This window comes from Delftia acidovorans SPH-1, from assembly GCF_000018665.1.
In the GTDB taxonomy this organism is placed as follows: domain Bacteria; phylum Pseudomonadota; class Gammaproteobacteria; order Burkholderiales; family Burkholderiaceae_C; genus Comamonas; species Comamonas acidovorans.
Genome location: NC_010002.1, coordinates 2,265,466 through 2,288,373, shown reverse-complemented (window position 1 = coordinate 2,288,373; position 22,908 = coordinate 2,265,466). Strand labels below are relative to the sequence as shown.

At 69.4% G+C, this 22,908-nt stretch carries 14 protein-coding genes; 12 read left to right on the top strand and 2 right to left on the bottom strand.

Annotated elements, in window-relative coordinates:
- Window positions 1-31: 31 nt before the first annotated feature.
- A complete protein-coding gene (locus DACI_RS10430) occupies window positions 32-1,531 on the bottom strand; it encodes a L,D-transpeptidase family protein (RefSeq protein WP_012204007.1) in 1,500 nt (499 codons plus the stop codon).
- Window positions 1,531-2,895 (bottom strand): L,D-transpeptidase Cds6 family protein, encoded by a 1,365-nt coding sequence (locus tag DACI_RS10425; protein WP_225971071.1) that lies wholly within the window; start codon window positions 2,893-2,895, stop codon window positions 1,531-1,533. The genes DACI_RS10430 and DACI_RS10425 overlap by 1 nt, the downstream gene beginning before the upstream one ends.
- 478 nt (window positions 2,896-3,373) lie before the next feature.
- Here DACI_RS10425 and DACI_RS10420 point away from each other — a divergent pair, with 478 nt between their 5' ends.
- From DACI_RS10420 to DACI_RS10365, 12 genes are all read left to right on the top strand, one after another.
- Complete coding sequence (locus DACI_RS10420) at window positions 3,374-8,485, top strand: beta strand repeat-containing protein (protein WP_012204005.1); 5,112 nt, start codon at window positions 3,374-3,376, stop codon at window positions 8,483-8,485.
- A gap of 82 nt (window positions 8,486-8,567) precedes the next feature.
- Window positions 8,568-9,092 carry an OmpA family protein gene (locus tag DACI_RS10415; protein ID WP_012204004.1) on the top strand — a complete coding sequence of 175 codons (525 nt, stop codon included), beginning with the start codon at window positions 8,568-8,570 and terminating at the stop codon, window positions 9,090-9,092.
- Between the two features lie 112 nt (window positions 9,093-9,204).
- The gene (locus DACI_RS10410; RefSeq protein ID WP_225971070.1) at window positions 9,205-12,423 is read left to right on the top strand and encodes a Mur ligase; all 3,219 of its coding nucleotides are present in this window, start codon (window positions 9,205-9,207) and stop codon (window positions 12,421-12,423) included.
- Between the two features lie 99 nt (window positions 12,424-12,522).
- Window positions 12,523-14,394 carry a peptidase domain-containing ABC transporter gene (locus DACI_RS10405; RefSeq protein ID WP_012204002.1) on the top strand — a complete coding sequence of 624 codons (1,872 nt, stop codon included), beginning with the start codon at window positions 12,523-12,525 and terminating at the stop codon, window positions 14,392-14,394.
- A complete protein-coding gene (locus DACI_RS10400; RefSeq protein ID WP_012204001.1) occupies window positions 14,391-15,767 on the top strand; it encodes an HlyD family type I secretion periplasmic adaptor subunit in 1,377 nt (458 codons plus the stop codon). Before DACI_RS10405 ends, DACI_RS10400 begins: the two co-directional genes overlap by 4 nt.
- Window positions 15,767-17,509: a TolC family protein gene (locus DACI_RS10395; RefSeq protein WP_012204000.1), complete on the top strand. Its 1,743-nt coding sequence runs from the start codon at window positions 15,767-15,769 to the stop codon at window positions 17,507-17,509. Before DACI_RS10400 ends, DACI_RS10395 begins: the two co-directional genes overlap by 1 nt.
- A gap of 105 nt (window positions 17,510-17,614) precedes the next feature.
- Window positions 17,615-17,791 carry a Flp family type IVb pilin gene (locus DACI_RS10390; protein WP_013803749.1) on the top strand — a complete coding sequence of 59 codons (177 nt, stop codon included), beginning with the start codon at window positions 17,615-17,617 and terminating at the stop codon, window positions 17,789-17,791.
- Between the two features lie 91 nt (window positions 17,792-17,882).
- Window positions 17,883-18,059 carry a Flp family type IVb pilin gene (locus DACI_RS10385; protein ID WP_012203998.1) on the top strand — a complete coding sequence of 59 codons (177 nt, stop codon included), beginning with the start codon at window positions 17,883-17,885 and terminating at the stop codon, window positions 18,057-18,059.
- A gap of 2 nt (window positions 18,060-18,061) precedes the next feature.
- The gene (locus DACI_RS10380; RefSeq protein ID WP_012203997.1) at window positions 18,062-18,631 is read left to right on the top strand and encodes an A24 family peptidase; all 570 of its coding nucleotides are present in this window, start codon (window positions 18,062-18,064) and stop codon (window positions 18,629-18,631) included.
- A gap of 192 nt (window positions 18,632-18,823) precedes the next feature.
- Complete coding sequence (cpaB, locus tag DACI_RS10375; protein ID WP_043781123.1) at window positions 18,824-19,870, top strand: Flp pilus assembly protein CpaB; 1,047 nt, start codon at window positions 18,824-18,826, stop codon at window positions 19,868-19,870.
- A 25-nt stretch (window positions 19,871-19,895) separates the two neighbouring features.
- Window positions 19,896-21,374 carry a type II and III secretion system protein family protein gene (locus DACI_RS10370; protein WP_012203995.1) on the top strand — a complete coding sequence of 493 codons (1,479 nt, stop codon included), beginning with the start codon at window positions 19,896-19,898 and terminating at the stop codon, window positions 21,372-21,374.
- 4 nt (window positions 21,375-21,378) lie between these two features.
- Window positions 21,379-22,905: an AAA family ATPase gene (locus DACI_RS10365; RefSeq protein WP_012203994.1), complete on the top strand. Its 1,527-nt coding sequence runs from the start codon at window positions 21,379-21,381 to the stop codon at window positions 22,903-22,905.
- Window positions 22,906-22,908: the final 3 nt, after the last annotated feature.

Here is a 22,908-nt window from a genome sequence, read left to right as displayed (position 1 = left end):
CGCTATCGGGAGCAACCGGACTCGGCCCGATTCAGCCCATCACGTCTTCGGAAAAGAGCTGCCAGCGCCCGCCCGTCTTGCGCCAGTACTGGCGCAGCGGCAGGCCTTCGGCGAAGGCCTTGCTGCTGGCGCGCAGGTTGACCACGCGGATCTCTCCCTTGGCATCTTTCCAGGAATAGATGGACAGGTCCTGCAGCGTCACGCCGGGGCGGTTCAGGTAGGCGGCCAGCCGTTCCTGCGATGCGCGCGAGGCGGGCGACTGCAGCAGGTCCGGCGCGTAGAGCGCGGCCAGCTTGCGCGGGTCGGCCCCGTCCCAGGCGCTCTTCCATTCCTCGACGACACGCACAAAGGCATCTGCCGCCTTCTGCTGGGCCTGGGCCTTGGGGGCCACCCACTGCAGCTTCTCGCGGATCAGCACCGGCGTCTGCCGGTCCACGGTCTGCATGAGCAAGGTGAGGTCGGGGTTGGCCAGCACCAGGCAGCCATCGCTGGCCTCGGGCGCGCGCGAGAACTGGTCGGGCGGCGAGCCATGCAGCCAGATGCCGCTGCCCGAGCGGCCCACAGCCTTGTCCCAGTCGTTGGGAAAGTTGACCGTGAGCGCGCCCTTGCCATAGAACTCCGGCAGCCGGGGTCCGGGGATGTGGCGGCCCACGAAGTAGATGCCCAGCGGCGTGCGCTGGTCGCCTTCCTGCCATTTGTCCGTGCCCAGCTTGCCCACGGAGACATAGAAATCCCCCACCAGCCGCAGCCCGCCCGCCTCATGGGCGAACAGGTACAGCCGTGACTTGCTGGCGTCGATGGCAATCGCATGCCGCACCGACGCGCCCAGCATCAGGAACTCGCCCGGAACGGAGCCCGCGGGCGGCGCGCCGCTGTCGGCCTGCAGGCGGCGCTTGAGTTCGTTTTGCAGATCCTGCAGCTGGGCCTGCGTGGGACTGGCCGGGCCTTCCAGCCGCGCGACACTGCCCACGGACAGGTTGTGCCGCACCAGCACGCCCTGGCCCGGATGGCCGGGGGCGGAGGAGGCGGCGACGGGCGTGCCCGCCAGCACCTCGCCGGCACGGCCGGTCTTGAAGCGCAGCAGGTCGGCATACACCAGCTGGGCTGCGCGGAAATTGGGAACCTCGGCAGTGAGATCGCCGGCGGCTTTCAGCGCGCCGTCCAGATCCCGCTGCTCCACCTGGCGGATGATGGCCAGCAGGCGGGCCTCCGCCTGGCTTTGCTGTACGGGGGCGGCGGCCTTGGCATGGGTGGCTGCCACGGCAGCGGCACCGCCCGCCGTGGCCACCGCAGCGGCGGCCAGGGCAGGCTTGCCCGATGCCGCGCGCAGCCTGGCGGCGCCCGCCTTGCCGGAGGCAGGCTTGGCAGCTGCCGTTTTGGAGGCCTTGGCCTTGGCCTGCTTGGCATGGGCTGCCGGGCTGAACGACACCGCGGACAGCGCGACCAGCAGCACGGCCACCCCGGCGGCCCGCGCATGCAGGCGCAGCAGGCCGGTGGGTGGCAGTGCCAGGGGACGCGCTTTTTCAGGCATCAGGAGCCGGTTCCTTCATGGGTGATGCGCCATTGTCCCTTTTCGCGCTGCATGCGCAGGGTCTTGCGGGTAGTGGTCTTGAGCGCGCCCGATGCGTAGTACTGGCGGAACTGGGCCGTGGCCTTGTCGCCATCCACGGTCACCTTCAGGTCGCGCACATTGACGACGATGGCGGTGCGGCCAACGATGCGCTGGCGGCGCTGTTCCTTCCACTTGGCCAGGCTGCTGCCATCGGCCGGGGAGAAGTGGTCGCTGTAGGCGTCCAGGTAGCGGTCCATGTCCTGGCCGGCCCATGCGGTGGACCAGGCCTTGACGGCGGCTTCCACTTCCTGCGCGGCAGCCGATTGTGCGGCCTTCTTCTCATCGACGGCAGGCGCTGCCTTGGCAGGCTCGGCGGCGGCCACGGCGGTGGCGGCGGCTGCGGTGGCGGCGGCTGCGGTGGCGGCTGCTGCGGTGGCCGGAGCCGCGGCCTTGGCCGCTGCCTGCCTGGCTTCCTCGGCCGCGCGGGCCTTGTCCTGTGCGGCCTGAGCTGCCTTTTCCTGGGCCAGCTTGGCCTCTGCCGCCTTGGCTTCCGCCGCCTTGGCCTGGGCCAGCTTGGCTTCTGCAGCCTTGGCCTCGGCAGCCTTGGCTTCCGCTGCCTTGGCTTCCGCCGCCTTGGCCTGGGCGGCCTTGGCATCGGCGGCCTTCACTTCAGCGGCCTTGAATTCGGCAGCCTTGGCCTCTGCGGCCTTGGCTTCGGCGGCGCGGGTCTCGGCCAGCTTGGCGTCGGCTTCGCGGGCCTGGGCTGCCTTGGCATCGGCCACCTTGGTCGAGGCGGCAGTTGCCGTTGCCGTGGCCTGGGCCGTCTTGACCTGGGCGCCGCCCTGCTTGGGGAAGATCTGCGTGATCAGGGCCAGCTTGGGCTGGATGGCCTGGCGCGATCCGTCCAGTTGCAAGGCCTTGGCATAGGCATCGCTGGCCATGCGCGCATACAGGTCGCCCAGGTTCTCATGCGCCGTGGCGTAGCTGGGGTTGGTGCGAATGGCCTGCTCCAGCACTTCCGAGGCCTTGCGCTCCTGGCCCTCGGCTGCGTAGAGCACGGCCAGGTTGTTGTAGGGCTCGGGCAGGCTGGGGTAATCACGGGTCAGCGCAGTGAAGATCTTGATGGCCTGGGCGTTCTGGCGCTGCTCCGCCGCGATCACGCCCTGCAGAAAGCGCATCTGCACATCGGCCGGGTTCTGCTTGAGGTAGGCCTCGGCCTGCTTGGCGGCCTGGGGCGCCTTGCCCTGCTCCAGCAGCCGGGAGACCTCGTCCACCGCCTCCTGCGACGCATGGGCAAACGCCCCGCACAAAGCGGCCCCCAGGCTGAAGGCGGCAATGGCCACAGGTCGGGCTATCCGCAAATAGGTACGACCCGGCACTCGCGACGGAACTCTGGACGAAATCAGCATATGGGCGCTCTCTACGCAATGAAAGTTGGAAGACGGGCCTGTTCGCTTTTGGGCTTCTTGCACACGCCGATATGCGCCTGCAGCCAAAAGCCAGCGATTTTATAGGCGAAAGCCACCTTGCCCCGCTGCATGGGTCCTTGAGACAAGGGCCATGAAACACGGCGCAAAGCCAGCTCCGAGGTAACGGAGCGGACCGGGCGGCGTTACGTAACGTGTGCCGTAACAGGCCGTTGCTGAGACATTGTGATCAATAGCAAAAACCATACAAATCAATATCTTAGGAAGATTCCTAGGCCATCCAGACCTGCCACCGGCACATGGCATGCATGTTGCACAAAAGGGCTCGACAGATTTCACGGCTTCCAAGCCACCGTCTGACCTTGTCGTTTCAACCCTTGTCTGGAGAGAGCAAATGACCGCCCAATCGATGCAGCCCACTGGCAACACCACCGTCAGCCCCGTGCAGCTTGCTGACCAGCAGCCCTCCGCCGTTGTGCTTGCACAGCTGGACACATCGAACACGCAGCCCGGCGCGGCTGCGGTGCTCATGCCCCGGGGCGCCGGTCCCGCCACGATGTCCCAGGTCAGCCCGGGCGTGCAGATCGTGCGCAACGGCGAAACCCTGATGGCCCAGCCCGGCAGCGCTCTGCAGGTGGGCGACAAGATCATCGTGCCCGCCGACGGCAGCGCCAAGGCGCTGTTCCAGGGCAAGGACGGCCAGACCCTGGTCGGCACCTTCGAGGGCGGCACGCAGGCCACGCTGACCCAGCGCGACGGCGACGGCGCCGGGGCCATGGTGCTGGACCTGGCCTCTGGCAACGTCCAGGTGGCACCCGCCAATGACGGCGACGCCCTGGGCCTGATCGTCACCAAGGAAAGCGCTGCGGCCGCAGCCGGTGGCTCCGTGCTCAGCGACTTCCTGCTGGCCGGCCTGATCGGCGCGGGCGGCGTGGGCCTGATCGCAGCAGCCAACAGCAGCGACGACGATCCGGCGCCCCCGCGCCCGACCGACCCCACCAACCCGACGGATCCCACGAATCCGACCAACCCCACGAACCCGACAAACCCCACCAATCCGACCAATCCGACGGACCCCACGAATCCGACCAATCCCACGAACCCGACAAATCCGACCAATCCTACGAATCCGACCAATCCCACGGATCCTACGAACCCGACCAACCCCACCAATCCAACAAACCCAACGAACCCGACCAATCCGACCAATCCCACGGATCCGACCAACCCCACGAACCCGACAAACCCGACGAATCCGACCAATCCCACGGAGCCCACCAACCCGACGAATCCGACCAACCCCACGGATCCCACGAACCCGACCAACCCTACGAACCCCACCAATCCGACCAACCCCACGGATCCCACGAACCCGACCAACCCTACTAACCCCACCAATCCGACCAACCCCACGGATCCCACCAACCCGACCAATCCTACGAACCCGACCAACCCGACCAACCCCACGGATCCCACCAACCCGACCAATCCCACGAACCCGACGAATCCGACCCATCCCACGGATCCTACGAACCCGACCAATCCGACCCACCCCACGGACCCCACCAATCCGACCAACCCGACCCATCCCACGGAACCCACCAACCCGACGGATCCCACGGACGGCCATGGCCTGATCACCTCGGTGCAGGACGTGGTGGGTGCACTGGCGGGCGGCACGGTGGCCGGCCCGGTGGGCAACCTGATCGATACGCTGGTCAATCCCGGCAGCGGCACGCTGTCCGGGGTGACAGGCCTGCTGGAGAGCCTGACCAATACCAACGGCGGCCCGCTGGGCGTGCTGACCGAGCTGGTCGATGGTCTGGTCAACATCCAGAACCAGGGCCTGGAGCCCCTGATCAGCACGCTCAATGAGCTGCTCAAGGGCCTGGACGAAGCGGGCTCCGGAGGCGCCATCGGCACCGTCGTGGACAACGTGCTGGGCGGCCTGCTCGATGAAAACGGTGCGCTGGGCGGCCTGCTGGCCGGCGTGGGCGGACTGCTGGGCGGCCTGGTGGGTGGCGGAACGGGCAACCCGCCCGGCACGCCTGACAGCGGCGTGGTCACCTCCGTGCAGGACGTCGTGGACGGCCTGCTGGGCGGCACCGTGGCAGCCCCCGTGGGCCAGTTGCTCGATGCGCTGACCAATCCCACGGACGGACTGCTGTCCACCGTGACCGGCGCGCTGGAGAACCTGACCAATGTGGAGGGCGGCCCGCTGGGCGTGCTCACCGAGCTGGTCAACGGCCTGACCCAGGTGGACGGCGAAGGCCTTGCCCCCGTGATCGGCACCCTCAACGAGCTGATTGCCGGCCTGGGCAACGGCCTGGGCGAAGGTGGCCTGGGCGGACTGGTCGGAGGCCTGCTGGGCGGCCTGGTGCCCGGTGGCGGCACGGGCGGTGGCACGGGTGAAGGCCTGGTCACCACGGTGCAGGATGTGGTGGACGGCCTGCTCGGCGGCACCGTGGCAGCCCCTGTGGGCCAGCTGCTGGATGCGCTTACCAATCCCACCGATGGCACGGCCTCGGTCGTCACTGGCCTGCTGGAAGGCCTGACCAGCGTGGACGGCGGCCCCCTGGGCGTGCTGACCGAACTGGTCAATGGCCTGACCCAGGTGGACGGCCAGGCCCTGCAGCCGGTGATCGGCACCCTCAACGGCCTGATTGCCGGCCTGGGCAACGGCCTGGGCGAGGGCGGCATCGGCGAGCTGGTGGACGGCCTGTTGGGCGGCCTGATCCCCGGCGGCACGGGCGGCGGCAGCGGCGACGGCCTGGTCACCACGGTCCAGGGCGTGGTGGACGGCCTGCTCGGCGGCACCGTGGCAGCCCCTGTGGGCCAGCTGCTGGATGCGCTTACCAATCCCACCGATGGCACGGCCTCGGTCGTCACCGGCCTGCTGGAAGGCCTGACCAGCGTGGACGGCGGCCCCCTGGGCGTGCTGACCGAACTGGTCAATGGCCTGACCCAGGTGGACGGCCAGGCCCTGCAGCCCGTGATCGGCACGCTCAACGGACTGATTGCCGGCCTGGGCAGCGGCCTGGGTGAAGGCGGCATTGGCGAGCTGGTCAGCGGTCTGCTGGGTGGCGATGGCGGCCTGCTGGGCGGTGTGATCGGCGGCGACGGTGGCCTGCTGGGCGGCGTGCTCGGCGATGACGGCCTGGTCGGCGGTCTGCTGGGTGGCGACGGTGGCCTTCTGGGCGGCGTGCTCGGCGGCGATGGCGGCCTGCTGGGTGGCGTGCTTGGCGAAGACGGCCTGGTCGGCGGCCTGCTGGGCGGCCTGGTTCCGGGCGGCGGCACAGGCAGCGGCGACGGCCTTGTCACCACGGTGCAAAACACCGTTGGCGACCTGCTCGGCGGCACGGCCGGCGCCCCTGTGGGCCAGGTACTGGATGCGCTGATCGACCCCGGCACCGGCGCACTGTCCGTGGTCACGGGCCTGGTGGAAGGCGTGACCCAGGTCAACGGTGGTCCGCTGGGTGTCGTGACGGACCTGGCCAACGGTCTGACGCAGGTCCCGGGCCAGGCACTGCAGCCGGTGATCGGCACCGTCAACGGCGTGCTGGCCGGCCTGACGGGCGGCGATGGCCTGCTGGGTGGCGTGGTCGGCGGCGACGGCGGCCTGCTGGGTGGCGTGCTTGGCGACAACGGCCTCGTCGGCGGTCTGCTGGGCGGCGATGGTGGCCTGCTGGGCGGCGTGCTTGGCGGCGATGGCGGCCTGCTGGGTGGCGTGCTTGGCGATGACGGCCTGGTCGGCGGCCTGCTGGGTGGCGACGGTGGCCTGCTGGGCGGCGTGCTTGGCGGCGATAGCGGCCTGCTGGGCGGCGTGCTTGGCGGCGATAGCGGCCTGCTGGGTGGCGTGCTTGGCGATGACGGCCTGGTCGGCGGTCTGCTGGGTGGCGACGGTGGCCTGCTGGGCGGCGTGCTGGGCGGCGACGGTGGCCTGCTGGGTGGCGTGTTGGGCGAAGACGGCCTGGTCGGCGGTCTGCTGGGTGGCGACGGTGGCCTGCTGGGCGGCGTGCTGGGCGGCGACGGTGGCCTGCTGGGTGGCGTGTTGGGCGAAGACGGCCTGGTCGGCGGCCTGCTGGGCGGCCTGGTTCCGGGCGGCGGCACAGGCAGCGGCGACGGCCTTGTCACCACGGTGCAAAACACCGTTGGCGACCTGCTCGGCGGCACGGCCGGAGCGCCTGTGGGCCAGGTACTGGATGCGCTGATCGACCCCGGTACCGGCGCCCTGTCTGTGGTCACGGGCCTGGTGGAAGGCGTGACCCAGGTCAACGGTGGTCCGCTGGGTGTAGTGACGGACCTGGCCAACGGCCTCACACAGGTCCCGGGCCAGGCACTGCAGCCGGTGATCGGCACCGTCAACGGCGTGCTGGCCGGCCTGACGGGCGGCGATGGCCTGCTGGGTGGTGTGGTCGGCGGTGACGGCGGCCTGCTGGGTGGCCTCACGGGCGGACTGACGGGCGGCCTTGGTGGCGGCTCCGGCCTGGTCGGCGGCCTGCTCGATACGGTGGTCGGCGACAACGGCATCGTTGGCGGACTGCTGGGTGGCGACGGCGGCCTGCTGGGTGGCCTCACTGGCGGACTGACGGGTGGCTCCGGCCTGGTCGGCGGCCTGCTCGATACGGTGGTCGGCGACAACGGCATCGTTGGCGGACTGCTGGGCGGTGACGGCGGCCTGCTGGGTGGCCTCACTGGGGGCGTCACAGGCGGATCGGGCCTGGTCGGTGGCCTGCTGAACACCGTGACGGGCGACAACGGCATCGTCGGCGGGGTGCTCAACACCGTGGCCGGTGACAACGGCGTCGTCAGCGGCGTGCTCGACACCGTGGCCGGTGGCAGCGGCATCGTCAGCGGCGTGGTCAACACCGTGGCGGGTGACAACGGTGTCGTCAGCGGGCTGGTCAACACGGTGGCTGGTGACCACGGCATCGTCAGCGGCGTGGTCAATACCGTGGCAGGCGACAACGGTGTCGTCAGCGGGCTGGTCAACACCGTGGCAGGCGACAACGGAATCGTCAGCGGTGTCGTCAATACCGTGGCCGGAGGCAGCGGCATCGTCAGCGGCGTGGTCAACACCGTGGCGGGCGACAACGGTGTCGTCAGCGGACTGGTCAACACGGTGGCCGGCGATCACGGTGTCGTCAGCGGGCTGGTGAACACCGTGGCTGGCAGCAACGGAATCGTCAGCGGCGTGGTCAACACCGTGGCCGGCGACAACGGAATCGTCAGCGGCGTGGTCAACACGGTGGCCGGCAACAACGGCATCGTCAGCGGCCTGCTGGGTGGCGGCAGCAGCGGCGGCGGCCTGCTGGGCGGGCTGCTGGGGGGATCGTCCGGCGGCGGGCTGCTCGGTGGCCTGCTGGGTGGCACATCGCACGCGGCAGCGGCCTCGGTCGCCGAGCTGGATCCGATTGCCACCTCCATCAGCAGCCATGCCAGCAGCACGGCCGATGCAGCAGCCAGCGTGCTGACGCAGCAACTGCACCACAACACCCTGCTCTGAGCGGCCGCGGCGCCTGCGGGCGCCGCATCCATCCCCTGCGCCGCCGCCCCACGGTGGCGGCGCACGCCCCAGGAGACCCTCCATGTCACACACTTTCAGGCTGTGCACCATCGTGCTGCTGGCCGCAGGGCTGGCCGCCTGCGGATCCACCGCCACCACCAGCACGCAACGTTCCGAGCACCACTACGCCTTCGGCAAGGCCCCGGCACCAGCGCCGGCAAGCTCCGGCGTCGCGCCCGTGGTGGCCACCACGCAGGCCGACCAGCGCGGGCCCGCCAACGTCGCCCACATCGTCTACTTCGACTTCGACGCCTACACCATCCGCAACAGCGACCGGGCCATCGTGGAAAGCCATGCGCAGTGGCTGCGCAGCAATCCCGGGCGCTCGGTGATGCTGCGCGGCCATACCGACAGGCGCGGCGGCATCGAATACAACCTGGCGCTCGGCCAAAAACGTGCCGACGCGGTGCGCAACAGCCTGCAGCTGCTGGGCGTGAACCCGGCCCGCGTGGAGTCCGTCAGCTACGGCAAGGAGCGGCTGGCCGACGAGGGCACGAGCGAAGAAGCCCACCAGCGCAACCGGCGGGTGGAATTCGACTACCGCTGAGCCGCCGCGCTCCGCATCCGCCTGCCGCCGGGCCGCCATGAAGGAACAGATCCGCACGCGGTCGGTGCACCGCAGCCCGGCGTCCCGTCCCCACGGGAAGAGCAGCCTCCCAATGACCCTGACCGAGGCCGAGAGCATGTTGTCGCAGCAATTGGCAAATGGCCTGGAGTACCTGGCACGGCACATGGTGCTGCTGCCCGAACCCTACCCCGGCTGCATTCTTTTCTTCACGGTGTCGGCCGAGAACAAGGTTGCCTCCGTCTTCCATGTGCGCGCCACCACGCTGGAGGCTGCCTGGCGCGAGGGTGCGACACGCGTGCGCCAATGGGCCTGGGCCCGCAAGCGTGACGAGGTCGATCTGCGCATCGACTGGGCGCAGGACATCACGCCCCTGAAGGCGGACAGTCCGCTGCCGGACTGCAGCGCCTGGACCCAGGCGCCCATGCGCTCCCTGGCCCTTGCAGATGCCAGCCTGGAGCGTGCGCAGCTGCTGCAGCCCCTGCTGCCAGATCCGCACCCGCTGGGCAGTGAAACAGGCAGCGCCCAACCGCCCCTGCACCCGCCCTGCCTGCTGCTGCACCTGCGCGGCATCTATATCAGCGGGGAGCAGCCCGCCCTGGCCGTGCCGCGCACCGACCCGCCCGAGCAGCGCCTTTGGCCCCACCTCGTGCCCGTGCACGCTGCGCTGCAGCAACTGCTGGCGCAGCAGGGCAAGGACGGAAGCTGGCCCGGTTGCGAGGATGTCTGCGACCACCTGGGCGTGACCTACGCCCTGCTGCAGGCCCAGCGCCATGCGGGCAGCGCCGCGCTGGCGCAGGCCATTGCGCTGGCCGTGGACCATGTGGAGCAACGGCTGCAGCCATTGCCCGGCGACTGCCTGCCCAGCGCGCTGGCCATGCTGGTGCTGGCCCGCCACCTGCGCAACAGCTTTGTCCTGGGGCAGGGAGCCGACAGCCAGGCCCGCGCCCGCATTCCGGCGCTGATGGACCCGCTGGCGGAAAGCCTGCTGTCCATGGCTGCCGCTTCGGCCAGCACCACCGAGGCTGCCGCCGCTGCCGCCAATGCGGCTGAAGCCGGCACACCCCGCTCCGGCCAGCCCATGCTGACCTGGGCCGAGCTGGCCATGCATGTCTATGCAAGCTCGCGCCCCCCCACCAGCGACAGCCCCACGCTGCGCGCGGCGCGCAGCGCCCTGCCCGACACGGCGGCCCTGCCTGCCGCCTTCCTGCAGGCCGCGCTGCCGCAGCTGCTGGGCATGGATGGCGGCAATGACGGCAATGACGGCAATCGCGACGATGGCGAAAGTGTCGACAAGGCAGGCGCCCCCTGTGCACGCTGGATAGGCATTGCCCTGGTCGAGAGCCTGCAGCTCGACGCAGGCCTGGAGCCGCAGCCCACCGACCTGCTGCGCCAATGGCAGATCAGCCTGCAGCGCCATCTGCAAGGCATGGCCCAGCGCGCCATCTGGCCTGAGCAGGCGCTGTACCTGCCGCCCGCCCGGCGCCGCCATGCAGCCTTTGCCGATGCAAGCCTGCGCCAGGTGCTGCAGTCCTCGCGCGAAATCGCCTGGCTGCTGGCATCCAGCCTGGCAGGCCTGGAACTGCTGGACGCTCTGACCCAGGCACTGCGCGCGGCCACCAGCCATGCCGCGGCCGAATCCGAGGAAGACGCACTGCCTGCGCAGGCAGGCCATGCCCTGAGCGCGGGTGACAGCCCCGCCAAAGCTTCCCCGCCCTCGCCATCACTCTCCATCACGCCGCGGGCCGATGTGACTGCGGGCCAGCCGGCTTTCCCACCCACAGCGGGCTCCATGTACCCATCCATGTCCTGGGACAGAGCTTCCCTGGCCGAACTGATGAACGGGTGCTGGCTGGATGCAACGACAGAGCCCGGCACAGATCCCAGCACCGATAGCGGCACAGATAGCGGCACCGGCTGCGCGGGATTGGACGCCAGCCGCCTGCACCACCAGCCCGGCGCAGCCGTGCTGGTGCGGCGTGCGGGCATGGCCCTGGGCGTGCAGGCTGCGGCCCTGCCCACGCTGCGCGCCTCGGCGCTGATCAGCAGCAGCCCGCAGGGGCTGCTGGACCACGGCGTGCCGGTGCTGCATGTGCCGGATATGGAAGAGGGCCTGCGCAATCTGGCGCAGGCGGCCCGCCGCCGCATCCAGTCGCCTGTGGTCGCCGTCAGCGGCTGCGTGGGCAAGACCTCCACCCTGGGCATGATGCGCCAGTGCCTGCAGGACGGGGGGGACGCGCGTGGCGATGCCCTGCTGTCCCAGGGCACGGCGCTGCAGATGATCAATTGGAGCGAGGCCTCGCCCTGCGCCCTGCTGGAGCTGCCATTGCAGGCACTGCGTGGCGACCTGCCGCTGATTGACCCAGATATTCTGGTTATTACTAACCTTTCAATAAATAACACCCCCCATTCAGGGGAGTCCGAGCCCTCCGGACAGGCCGGTCTGCCCGGCGAAAGAAAATACGAAGCACTGCAGGAAGTGCTTGAAGCCATGCAGCACATGCACAAAGGCAGTGCGCTGGTGACCGACCAGGACATAGGTGAAAACCCCAGTGTTATTGAGCATGCGAAACGTATGGGACTGCGCCTGATCACGTTTGGCCCCCATTGCAATGCACAAGTCCGTGAAATGGGGTTTCACAATGGAAATCTGCAAATAGGCATGGGCAGCCTGCGCCTGGGCATTTCCCTGCAATCCGACGGCCACCACATGGCACTCAATGCGCAGGCGGCCTTGGCGGCCCTGCATGCTTTGGGCTATGCGCCCGCACAGGTGCAGGCCTCCCTGGCCCATTGGCAGCCCATGATCGGAGCCGGGCAGCCGCAGTTCCTGCCCAGTGGAATCTGCCTGCTGGACCACAGCCTGAGCAACCACTTACTGTCCATGACGGCTGCATTTTCCCAACTGCAGTCGGTCGCTCCCCATGTGAGCAGAAGGCTGATCGTGCTGGCGGGCATACAGCCCGGCCAGGCCAGCATCGACGCTGCGCAGCTGGCCCTGGAGCCGCTGGTGCGGGATGCCCAGGCCCGGCGCGTGCTGCTGTACGGGGAGCCGCTCAGGCCGCTGGCGGCAGCCTTGGGCGATCTTTTGCACGTCAATTGGTATGACGATCTGAATCAGCTGATTTGCTCGCTGCTGAGAACAACCCATAAAGGCGATACGGTTTTGTTGGCCGGCCGCGCCACGACCAATCTTGCCCTGGCAGCCGATGCCATACGGGATAGTTTCAGTGGGCACGGGAGCCATCCAATAACGCCTATTCAAGCCCCCTGCTTTGATCCACATCAAAAACAAATGAATATGCATTCTTGATTGAATAAAACTTATAGAGGGCTGTATATAACTCGCTACAGTGTTTGTAAAACGAGTGCCTTTACATTTTGTAAAGACGCTTACTAAGCCCATCAGAACATGATCCGATACCTTCTTCCCCGTCAGTTGGCCAAGGCCACGGCGATGCCGTCGGGAACGGAGACGGTGGGGGCTTTTGCATCTGCCATCGCCGAGTCCTTCGACCGGGCTGCGCACCAGCTGCGCCGGGCTGGCTGGCTGTCGCTGCCCATCAGCCTGCTGGGACTGCTGCCGTCCATCTTCCTGCTGCAGGTCTACAACCGCGTCATTGCGCGTGGCGGCACCGCCACCCTCACGGCCATGGTGGCGGGCGTGCTGTTCTTCCTGGGCGTGGAATGGTGGCTGCGGCGCAGGCGCGCCCGCGCCCTGCGCGAAGCCGGCGCCATCATCGACCGCGACGTGTCCCAGGCGCTGATGCACTCCATGCTGCGCCACCCGCTGGCCGCGCTGGAGCAGCGCTCCTCCAGCCAGTGGCTGCAGCTGTTCCGCGACGTGAGCGCCATGCGCTCGGGCATGTCCGGGGGCCTGGCGACCTCGCTGCTGGACCTGCCCATGGCCCTGCTGGCCCTGGTCGTCATCGGCATCATTGCCTGGCCCGTGCTGCCGGTGATCCTGGTGGCCATGCTCATCATGTGCGCGCTGGCCTGGTGGTGGGCCGACGAGGTGCGCAGCGGCCGCGTGGAGGAAATCGCCCAGGCCCGCATGCTGGACCGGGGCACGGCCGAGATCTGCAATGCCCGCGCCACGCTCAAGGTGCTGGGCTACGACGCCGCCGCACGCCAGAACTGGCAAAGCGGCTATGACCGCTGGCTGGCCGAGAGCTTTGGCAAGAACGGCGAGATGGAGAACGCACGCGAGGCCAGCACCGTGCTGCTGACGCTGTTCTCCATTGCCGTGATCACCGTGGGCGCCATTGCCATCAATGCGCAGTGGATGAGCATCGGCAGCCTGATGGCCGTGAACCTGCTGTCGGGCAAGGCGCTGGGCCCCATCTCGCAACTGGCCAGCAACTGGCGCTCGCTGGCCCATGCCAACGAGGCCGCACGCCGCCTGCAGGCGGTGCTGGAGGAACCCGTCGAGGCCATGACCGACACCGTGGACCTGCCCCGGCCCCAGGGCCGGCTGCGCCTGGACCAGGCAAGCTTCCACTACCCGGGCGGCCATGTGGCGCTGGAGCAGGCATCGCTGGAGATCGGCCCCGGCGGGCTGCACGCCATCGTGGGGCGCAACGGCGCCGGCAAGTCCACCCTGGCCAAGCTGCTGGCCGGCCTCTACCAGCCCACGCAGGGGCGCATCTTCATCGATGAATACGACATGGCCCAGTTCCCGCGCGCCGAACTGGGCCGCTGGATAGGCTGCCTGGCCCAGCAGGTGTACTGGTTCAGCGGCCCCATCGTGGACGGGCTGCGCATGGTCAACCCCGATGCCGACGACCACAAGATCGTCACCGCCTGCCAGATCTCGGGCGCGCACGGCTTCATCAGCCGCCTGCCCCAGGGCTACCAGACCGTGCTGGGCGAAGGCGGCGCGGGCCTGTCGGCCGGCGAGCTGCGCAAGCTGGCCCTGGCCCAGCTGTTCCTGCGCAACCCCTCGGTACTGATCCTGGACGAGCCCAGCAACGACCTGGACTTCGAGAGCGAAACCGCGCTGCTGCAGACGCTGCGGCAGATTGCGCTCAAGCACACGGTCATCGTCGTCACGCACTCGCTGCGCGTGGCCTCCATGGCCCAGCATCTCTACCATGTGCGCGGCGACGGCGGCATCGAGCATGGCTCGCCCCAGCTGCTGCTGCCCCAGCTGTTCGGCACGGCGCGCGAGCCTGCGGCTCCCGCAGCACCAGCAGCGTCCGCAACATCCGCAGCCCCCGCAACGCCGGCCGACACGGCCCCGCATGCCGATCACCCCGCCGTGGCGCAGGAGCTTGCCTCATGAGGGCCGGGCGCTACGACGACCTCCCCCTGGTGCTGCGCCAGTCGAGCGAAGCGCAGGCGGCCGTGCACGGCCAGCCGCCTGCGGACGCGTCCGGCGCAACGCCCCCCAGCCCTCGCCGGACCGCCCTGGCGCGGGGCAAGTGGCTGCTCGTCATTCCCGTCGCCGCCCTGGTGGTCACCGGCCTGTTCTATCCGGTGGAGAACGTGGTGGTCGCCAGCGGCCAGGTCATCCCTTCCGACCGCGTGCAGACCGTGCAGCATTTGGAAGGCGGCATCGTCACCGCCGTCCATGTGCGCGAAGGCCAGGCCGTGACCCAGGGCCAGCCGCTGCTGGAAATCGACCTGGGCAGCAACAGCCTCAACCTCGAACAGCTCACCGCCCGCATGGCCACGGCCCAGGCCGTCAAGGCGCGTCTGGGCGCGGAAAGCCAGGGCCGGCCGCTGCAGCGCACGGCCTTCCCCGCCGACCTGGACGCGCAGGTGGTCCAGGCCGAACTGGGCGCCTTCTCGGCGCGCGCGCTGGAGCACCAGGGCAGCCTTGCCGCAGCCCAGGCCCAGCTGCAGCAGGCGCGCGGCGACGTGGCCCAGGTGCAGGCGCGCATCGAGGGGCTGGAGACCAATCTGCGCCTGCACCAGCAGGAAGCCTCCATTGCCGGCCAGCTTGCTTCCGAGCAGCTGATAGGCCAGCTGGAAGTGCTGGACAAGCAGCGGGCGCTGGAGCAGGTCCGCGCCGAGCTGGCTGCCTCGCGCCAGACGCTTTTCAGCAACCGCGCCAAGATCGAGCAGGCCCAGGCCAAGCTGCAGGAGACCCAGGGCGCCTTCCGCCGCCGCGCCTCCGACGAGCTGGCCCAGACCGAACGCGAGCTGGCCAGCCTCAACGAAGACCTGGTCCGCGCCCGCACCCAGCGCACGCGCACGGCCGTGCTGGCGCCCACCAGCGGCTTCGTCAAGGGCCTGCGCAGTTCGGGCGCCGGTTGGGTGGTCAAGCCCGGCGAGCCCATCCTCGAAATCGTTCCGGACAAGGATGAAGTCATCGTCGAGGCGCGCCTGAGTCCCGCCGACCGTGGCTATGTGCACCCCGGCCAGGCCACCCGGGTGAAGATCTCAGCCTACGACTTCCTGCGCTATGGCTCGGTGCCCGGCCAGGTCACCCTGGTGGCGGCCGATGCCGACCGCGATCCCAACCTGGCCGACTCGCCCTCGTACTTCCGCATCCAGGCCAGCCTGGAGCAGCCCTGGGTGGGCCGCACCGACAACCGCATCACCACCGGCATGCAGGCCGAACTCGACCTGCTGCTGGGCCACGAACCCTTTATCTGGTATTTGCTGCGGCCCGTGCTGCGCATCCAGAGCGAAGCCTTCCGGGAGCCCTGATGCCAGGCCGCCCGACCTCCCCTTCCATGGGCTGGCACGCCCGCTGCCACGCCCGGCTGCGCCAGCTGCTGGCCGCTGCCTGCTGCCTGTCCGCACTGCAGGCGCTGCAGGCCGCTGCCGCGCCCGTGGCTGCGGCGGACAGGGACCTTGATACGGACATCGGCATGGTTGCAGCAGCCGCAGCCGCAGCCGCACCCGCATCCACATCCGCAAACACGGCCGCAGCCGCACCGGACCCCGTGGTCCTGCGCCTGGCCCAGCACCTCACGCCCGGCACCCTGGCCAGCGACGGCGGGCAGCGCCGCCTGCTCGATGCGCTCTACGCCCTGATCGACGAATACCCCGACGTGCGCAAGGCGCGCGCCGCGCTGGAATCGGCCGGGCATGACGTGAACACCGCGCGCGGCGCGCGCTGGCCCACCTTCAAGGTCGGCACCAACACGGGCGATGCCCAGCTGCGCCGGGGCCGCGAGTCCTACACCGCCGTCAACGCCGAAGTGCGCATGGCCCTGCTGGACGGCGGCGCCATCGGCGCGGGCATACGCTCGGCCGAATCGCAGGAGGCGGCCCAGGGCAGCGTGCTCTACGGCACGCGCCAGAACGTGCTGCTGGAGGCGCTGACCGCCCTGCTGGAGCTGCACCGCTTCGAGGACAAGGCGCGCGTGGCGGCCGAGTCGGCGCGCATCATCGGCCAGCTCGCGCGCATCGAGGAGCGCCGCGCCGAACTGGGCGCCGTGGGCCGCAACGACCTGCGCCAGGCCGCCTCGCGCCAGGCCGGCGCCCTGGCCCAGCAGCACGCGCTGGAGTCGCAGCGCATGGATGCGCAGGCCCGCTTCACGCGCTACTTCGGCTTCACGCCCCAGCCAGGCTGGCTGCCCCAGCTCAACGTGCCCGTGCAATGGATGCCGGCCAACGAGGACTCGGCCCTGCAGGCCTCCGAAGCCGTCAGCCCCGAGCTGCAGGAGATGGAGCAGCAGATCGAGAAGGCCCGCGCCGAAGTGGACCGCAGCAAGTCCCAGCGCTTTCCCACGCTGGCCGCCGTGGTGGCCCACACGCGCGACCCCAGCGGCGTGCTCTATGCCGAGGGCACGCGCTACGGCGTGGAGCTGAGCTGGAACTTCGGCAACGGCTTCGAGCTGCGCGACCGCATCCTCAAGGCCATCAACGAACTGCAGGCCCAGGAAGCGCAGCAGGAAACCGTGCGCCGCCAGGTGCGCGAAACCGCCTCCGCCGCCTGGGGCCGCACCCAGTCCGGCCGCCAGCGCGAAAGCCAGCTGGCCGACGCCGTGCGCGAGGCGCGCGCCGCCTTCGAGGGGCGCCGCCGCCTGCTCGAAGTCGGGCGCGGCAGCCTGGCCCAGGTGCTGGACGCCCAGCTGGACATGCAGCGCCTGCTGCTGGACGAGGCCGACGCCATCTACGACCAGCGCATCAACGAACTGCGCCTGGCACGCACCACCGGCCGCCTCCTGCCCCAGGACCCGCCCGACCATTGGCTGAACGCGCTGTTCACCCCGCAAAAACCGATTCCGGCAGGCGGTGGTGCGCCAGGCACTGCCCCCATGGACGAGCCCGGGAACGCGCCCGGCCCTGCGCCCTCGCGCAGCCGCCCCGAACCCCAGGACGCTGCCGTGGCCACCCTGTCCGCCAGCGCCATGCCCCAACGAATACAGCTGCGCCTTGAGCAGCAGTTGCGCCCCGTTTCAGACGCTTTTCCAACCACCGCCTCGCGACAGCAGTGGTGAAGTGAGAAGCGGCAGGTGAGGTTTCCCGTGCAGCGGCCGGCTTCTGCCCATCGCCAGCCGCCGCCATCGACAACGATGGGCTTTTGCAACCGAAAGGACGATGCCATGACCGACATCATCAAGAACTTCTGGAAAGACGAAGAAGGCGCCACCGCCATCGAGTACGGCTTGATCGCCGGCCTCATCGCCGTGGGAATCGTGGTGGGCGCCACCGCGCTCGGCACCAACCTGAATGGGCTGTTCACCCGGATCGCCACCAAGCTCACCGGCTTCGTTCCCTGAGCGCCGGCTGCGGCGCGATCTGGCCGGGCTCGGGCGGAGCTTGCCTCCGCCCCCGGCGCCAAGGCATTTTGCAAACCGAAAGGACCATGCCATGACCGAAATGATCAAGAACTTCTGGAAAGACGAGGAAGGCGCCACCGCCATCGAATACGGGCTGATCGCCGGCCTGATTGCCGTGGGCATCGTCGTGGGCGCCACCGCGCTGGGCACCGATCTGAACGGACTGTTCAACCGGTTGGCCACCAAGCTCAACGGACTTGCCCCCTGAAGATGGAGCGGACCTCGCTATGGCTGTGCGTCTGCATCACATGGCTCGCAACGATTGCGGTCATGGATCTGCGCATCCGGCGCGTGCGCAACTGGATGGTGCTGCTCGGCCTGGCCACAGGCGCGGCGGCACTGGCCAGTGGGGCGCAGCCGTTCCAGGTCTCGGCCTGGAACGCGCTGGCCGGACTGCTGGCGGGGTTTGTCGTGCTGCTTCCTTTCTATGCACTGCGCTGGATGGGAGCGGGCGACGTCAAGTTCGGCGCGGTCGCAGGGCTGTGGTTCGGGCTGAGCTTCGACCTGCTGCTGATCTGGACTGGCGGCAGCCTGCTGGCCGGCCTGCACGGCCTGCTGGTGCTGTCATTGCGCCACCTGAGCCACAGCCCCACCGGCCTGTGGCTGCAGGCCCGGCTGCCCCTGGCCTGGGCGGCCCGCCTGGCACCGCTGGGCGCTGCGTCTCAGCCCGCAGGCGCCACCGATGGACCGCGCCAGCCCCAGCGCTCCATTCCCTATGCCGGCTACATGGCCATTGCGGCCATCGCCCTGGCCTGGCGCCACAGCCAGCCGCTTGCCTGAACGGGAGATGCCCATGCAGATCGCTTTCCCCGCGCCACGCACCACACGGCCCGGCCCCGCCGCAAGCCGCCGCTGTGCGCTATCCGGACGCTTTCCTGCCCTGGCGGACCCTCTGCGCCATGGCAGGAAAGCGCCAGGGCAGCCCCCATGCCTGAACACCGTCGCCACCCACTTGCACCAGGAGCCCCAGCCATGAACCTCACCAAGATTCTTGCCGGACTGCTGGTGGGGCTGGCCATCGTGCTCGCAGGCCTTGCCTGGCTGCTGGGCAGCCAGCCCGCACGCCCCGTGGCCCAGCCCTCGCCGGCCGCCTCGGCGCAGCCGGCCCCCGAGCCCGTGCCGCAGCATGCCGTCGTGGTCGTGGCCCAGGCCATTGCCGCAGGCCAGCGCATCGGCAGCGAGGATGTGAAGCTGGCCCAGCTGCCCGCCCCCGTACCCGGCAGCTTTGCCGCGACCGACGACGTGCTGGGCCGCACCACGCTGATGGCGCTCACCCCGGGCACCCCGCTGTTCGAGCAGCAACTGCTCAGCGGCCTGGCGCTGCAGCTGGAGCCGGGACAGCGCGCCCTGGCGATCGCCATCCGGGAGCAGATGGCCGCGGGCCACCATGTGCGCCCCGGCGACTTCGTGGATGTCTACTTCACGCTGGACGGCAAGTCCGACCAGGCACCCGTGGACGCGCAGACCCGGCTGCTGCTGGCGCGCAGCCGCGTGCTGGCCTACGGCTCCGGCAGCGTGGAACGCCCACCCATGCCGGCCGTCCAGCGCCAGGCGCAGCAGGACAAGGAATCGGCAGGCTCGTCGCTGCGCCGCGCCAGCGCTGCGGATCAGACGGGCCAGCGCCCTGAGAACGTGCAATCGGCCGTGCTGGCCGTGCCGCTGGACGATGTGGAGCGCCTCACGCTGGCCGAGAAATTCGGCCAGCTCACCCTGGCGCTGCGCAACCCGGACGACCTGTCCGTGCCCGATCCCAAGCTCTTCGCCGCCCTGCCCGGCGCACTGCAGCCGGTGGCGGGCCGCCTCAGGAAAGACCAGGCACTGGAAGGAGCCGACCGCGCCTTCGCCGGCCTGCGCATGCAGGACCTGGCCACCGGCGCCGACGCCAGGAACATCCGCAAGCCTGCCGCCCAGCCCATGACGGCCTTCGCCCCCGCCGTGCGGCCGCCGCAGCAGCGGGCCCCGCGCGAACGCACCGTGGAGCTGCACAACGGAGCCGCGGTGCAGATGGTGAACTACTGAAAACACACAACAAGAGGGAGATGCCATGAAGTGCAAGAACATCTCGACGGCCGGAGCAACACCGCTGCAGCGCGCGGTCTGGACACTGTGCGGCAGCATGGCCTTGCTGGCATTGCCGCCAGCGGTGTCGGCGCCTGCGGACACCGCTGGCGTCCAGGGCATGCACGCCCCCGGCGCCGGGGACATGCCCTCTGGCGACTCCCTGCAGCTGGTGGCCGGACGCCAGCACCTGATGCCGCTGGCCAGTACTCCGGGCCGCATCGCCGTGGGCGACCCCAATGTGCTGGACGTGAAACTGCTACGCGCCACGCCGGGCTCCGGCGCCGGCGCCGGAGGAACCGAGCTGCTGCTCACGCCCAAGGCCCAGGGCAGCACCACGTTGGTGGTGTGGCCCCAGAAAGGTGGCGCACCCCAGCGCTGGGAGGTCCAGGTCCGCGGCCAGCACCTGCTGCTGGAAAAGCGCCTGACCTCGGTTCCAGAACATGCCCAGGCCGTGGCCGAACTGCGCCAGTACGCGCCCGCCCAGACGCTGCTGGTGGACAACGCGCAGATCGACGTCAAGAGCAACACCGTTCAGGTGGACGTGCAGGTGGTGGAGTTCAAGAAATCCGCGATGAAGCGCATCGGCGTCAACATCTACAGCGGCGGGCGCAACAACCAGGGCTTCAGCTTCGGCAGCTTCAGCCCCGGCGTGGTGGGCAGCATCAGCACCAATACCAACGGCACGGGGACAGGGACGGGAACGGGCAATACCGGCACGGGAGGCACGGGCTCGGGCGGCGTGTCCAACAACACCTCGTCGGCCATTGCCAGCGCCATGAGCCTGGTGATGACCTTCGGCAAGGCCTTCAGCGGCGCCGGCATCGTCACGCAGCTGAGCATCCTCGAAGGCAACGGCATGGCGCGCGTGCTGGCCCGGCCTACCCTGCTGGCCCAGACCGGCCAGAACGCCAGCTTCCTGGCCGGTGGCGAGCTGCCGATCCCGGTGCCCGCGCGCGACGGCAACATCGCCATCCAGTACAAGGAATTCGGCATCAAGCTGCAGCTGACGCCCACCATCCTGTCGGACGATCGCATCGCCCTGAAGGTCTCTCCCGAGGCCAGCGACCTGGACTTCAACAGCGGCGTGACCATCAGCGGCGTCACCGTGCCCGCCATCCGCACGCGCCGCGCCGACACCTCGGTGGAGCTGGCCGATGGCGAGAGCTTCGTCATCGGCGGGCTGGTCAGCCGTGCCACCACCTCCAACGTCAGCAAGGTGCCGGTGCTGGGCGATCTGCCCATCCTGGGCACCTTCTTCAAGAACCTCAACTACACGCAGGAAGAGTCCGAGCTGGTGATCATCGTCACCCCGCGCCTGGTCCACCCGCTTCCCGCCAGCACCAATCTCGAAGCCCTGCTGCCCGGTGCGCAATCCGAGCAGCGCAACGCCGGCAAGGTCTGGCTGCCCTACCTCGCCGGCGGAATGAGCACCCAGACCGCCGTACCCGGCTTCTCGTACTGACGACATGACAAGCAAGCCCACCGCAACCGATTCGCCTGTGGACGCCACAGGCTCGCCGGCCATCGGCTCACCCACCTCGCTGGAGACCCTGCTGGGGCTGCGTTCCTCGGCCTCGCTGGCCGGCAAGCCGCAGCCCGGCACCGATGCGCTCGCGCAGGACAAGTCACCGCTTGCGCAGGACAGATCACCGCTTGCACAGGACAAGTCACCACTGGACAGGATGCCCGCGCCCGCCGCGCCCCGCCCGACGCCGCAGCCGCTCGACGACGACCTGCAGGTGGAGCTGCTCTTCATCCACGCAGGCACCCCCGAAAGCTCGCTGGCCCAGGCCTGGCTGCAGCACATGCTGGACGGCGCACGGCTGCATGTGGCGCGGTTCCAGGACAACGTCACCGAGCAGGTGCAGCGCTACATGCCGCATGCCGTGCTCGTGCATTTCGACCCGCTGTCCACCGACGAGGCGGCCCACCTGGCCTCCCAGCTGCACATCTCCCACCCCCACCTGCCCTGCCTGGCCGTGGGCCGCACCAAGTACCCGCAGTGCATGCTGGCCGCGCTGCGCGCCGGGGTGCAGGACTTCCTCGACGTGGACGGCCCCGTGCAGGCCGCGCACCAGACGGTGATCGATCTGATCAAGCGCGTGCCCCCGTCGGCCTCGGGCATGCCCAACGCGCCGCTGACCGCCATCATGTCGGCCCGCGCCGGCCTGGGCAGCAGCCTCATGGCATCGCACCTGGCCTGGTACCTGCAAAAGCGCCTGCATGGCACGACGGCCGTGCCGGGCAAGGACGCCACGCCCCGCGAGATCAGCAACGAGACGCTGGACGGCCTGCTCATCGACCTGGGCTTTCCCAGCGGCGACTGCGGGCTGTACCTGGGCACGCTGGGCGACTTCGACTTCATCGAGGCCGTCAACAACCTGCGCCGCTTCGACCGGCGCCTGGCATCGACGGGACTGGCCCGCCATGAAAGCGGCCTGCGCCTGCTCACGCTGCCGCGCCAGCCCGCCCGACTGCGCGACGTCTCCTATGCCGATGCCGACGCGCTGCTGCTGCGCCTGCGCCAGTACTTCCGCCACATCGTGGCCGACCTGGGGGCCGTCGTGCCCACGCAGCTGGCCATGCGCGTGGCGCTGCGCGCCAGCCAGATCTGGGTGGTGTGCGACCAGAGCGTGGCCAGCGTGGTCTCCACCACCGAGCTGCTGCGCCAGCTCGACGAGCAAAAGGTCGATCGCGAGCGCGTGCAGCTCATCGTCAGCCGGCACGACAGCCAGCTGGAGCTGGAAGCCCCGCAGATCGCCAGGCAACTGCAGCTGCCGCTGCTGGCCACCATTCCCGAGCGCCGGCGCGAACTGGTCCAGGCCGTCAACCAGGGCCAGCTGCTGCCCAGCCGGCTGCAGCGCGAGCCCTATGTGCAGGCCGTGGACAAGCTCGCCACCTTGCTGATCACCACCCACCACCAGGCCCATGCGGGCGATCAGGCCGCGCCCGCGCGGGGCCTGAACCGTTTCTTCCACCGAACAAGAAGCTGAACG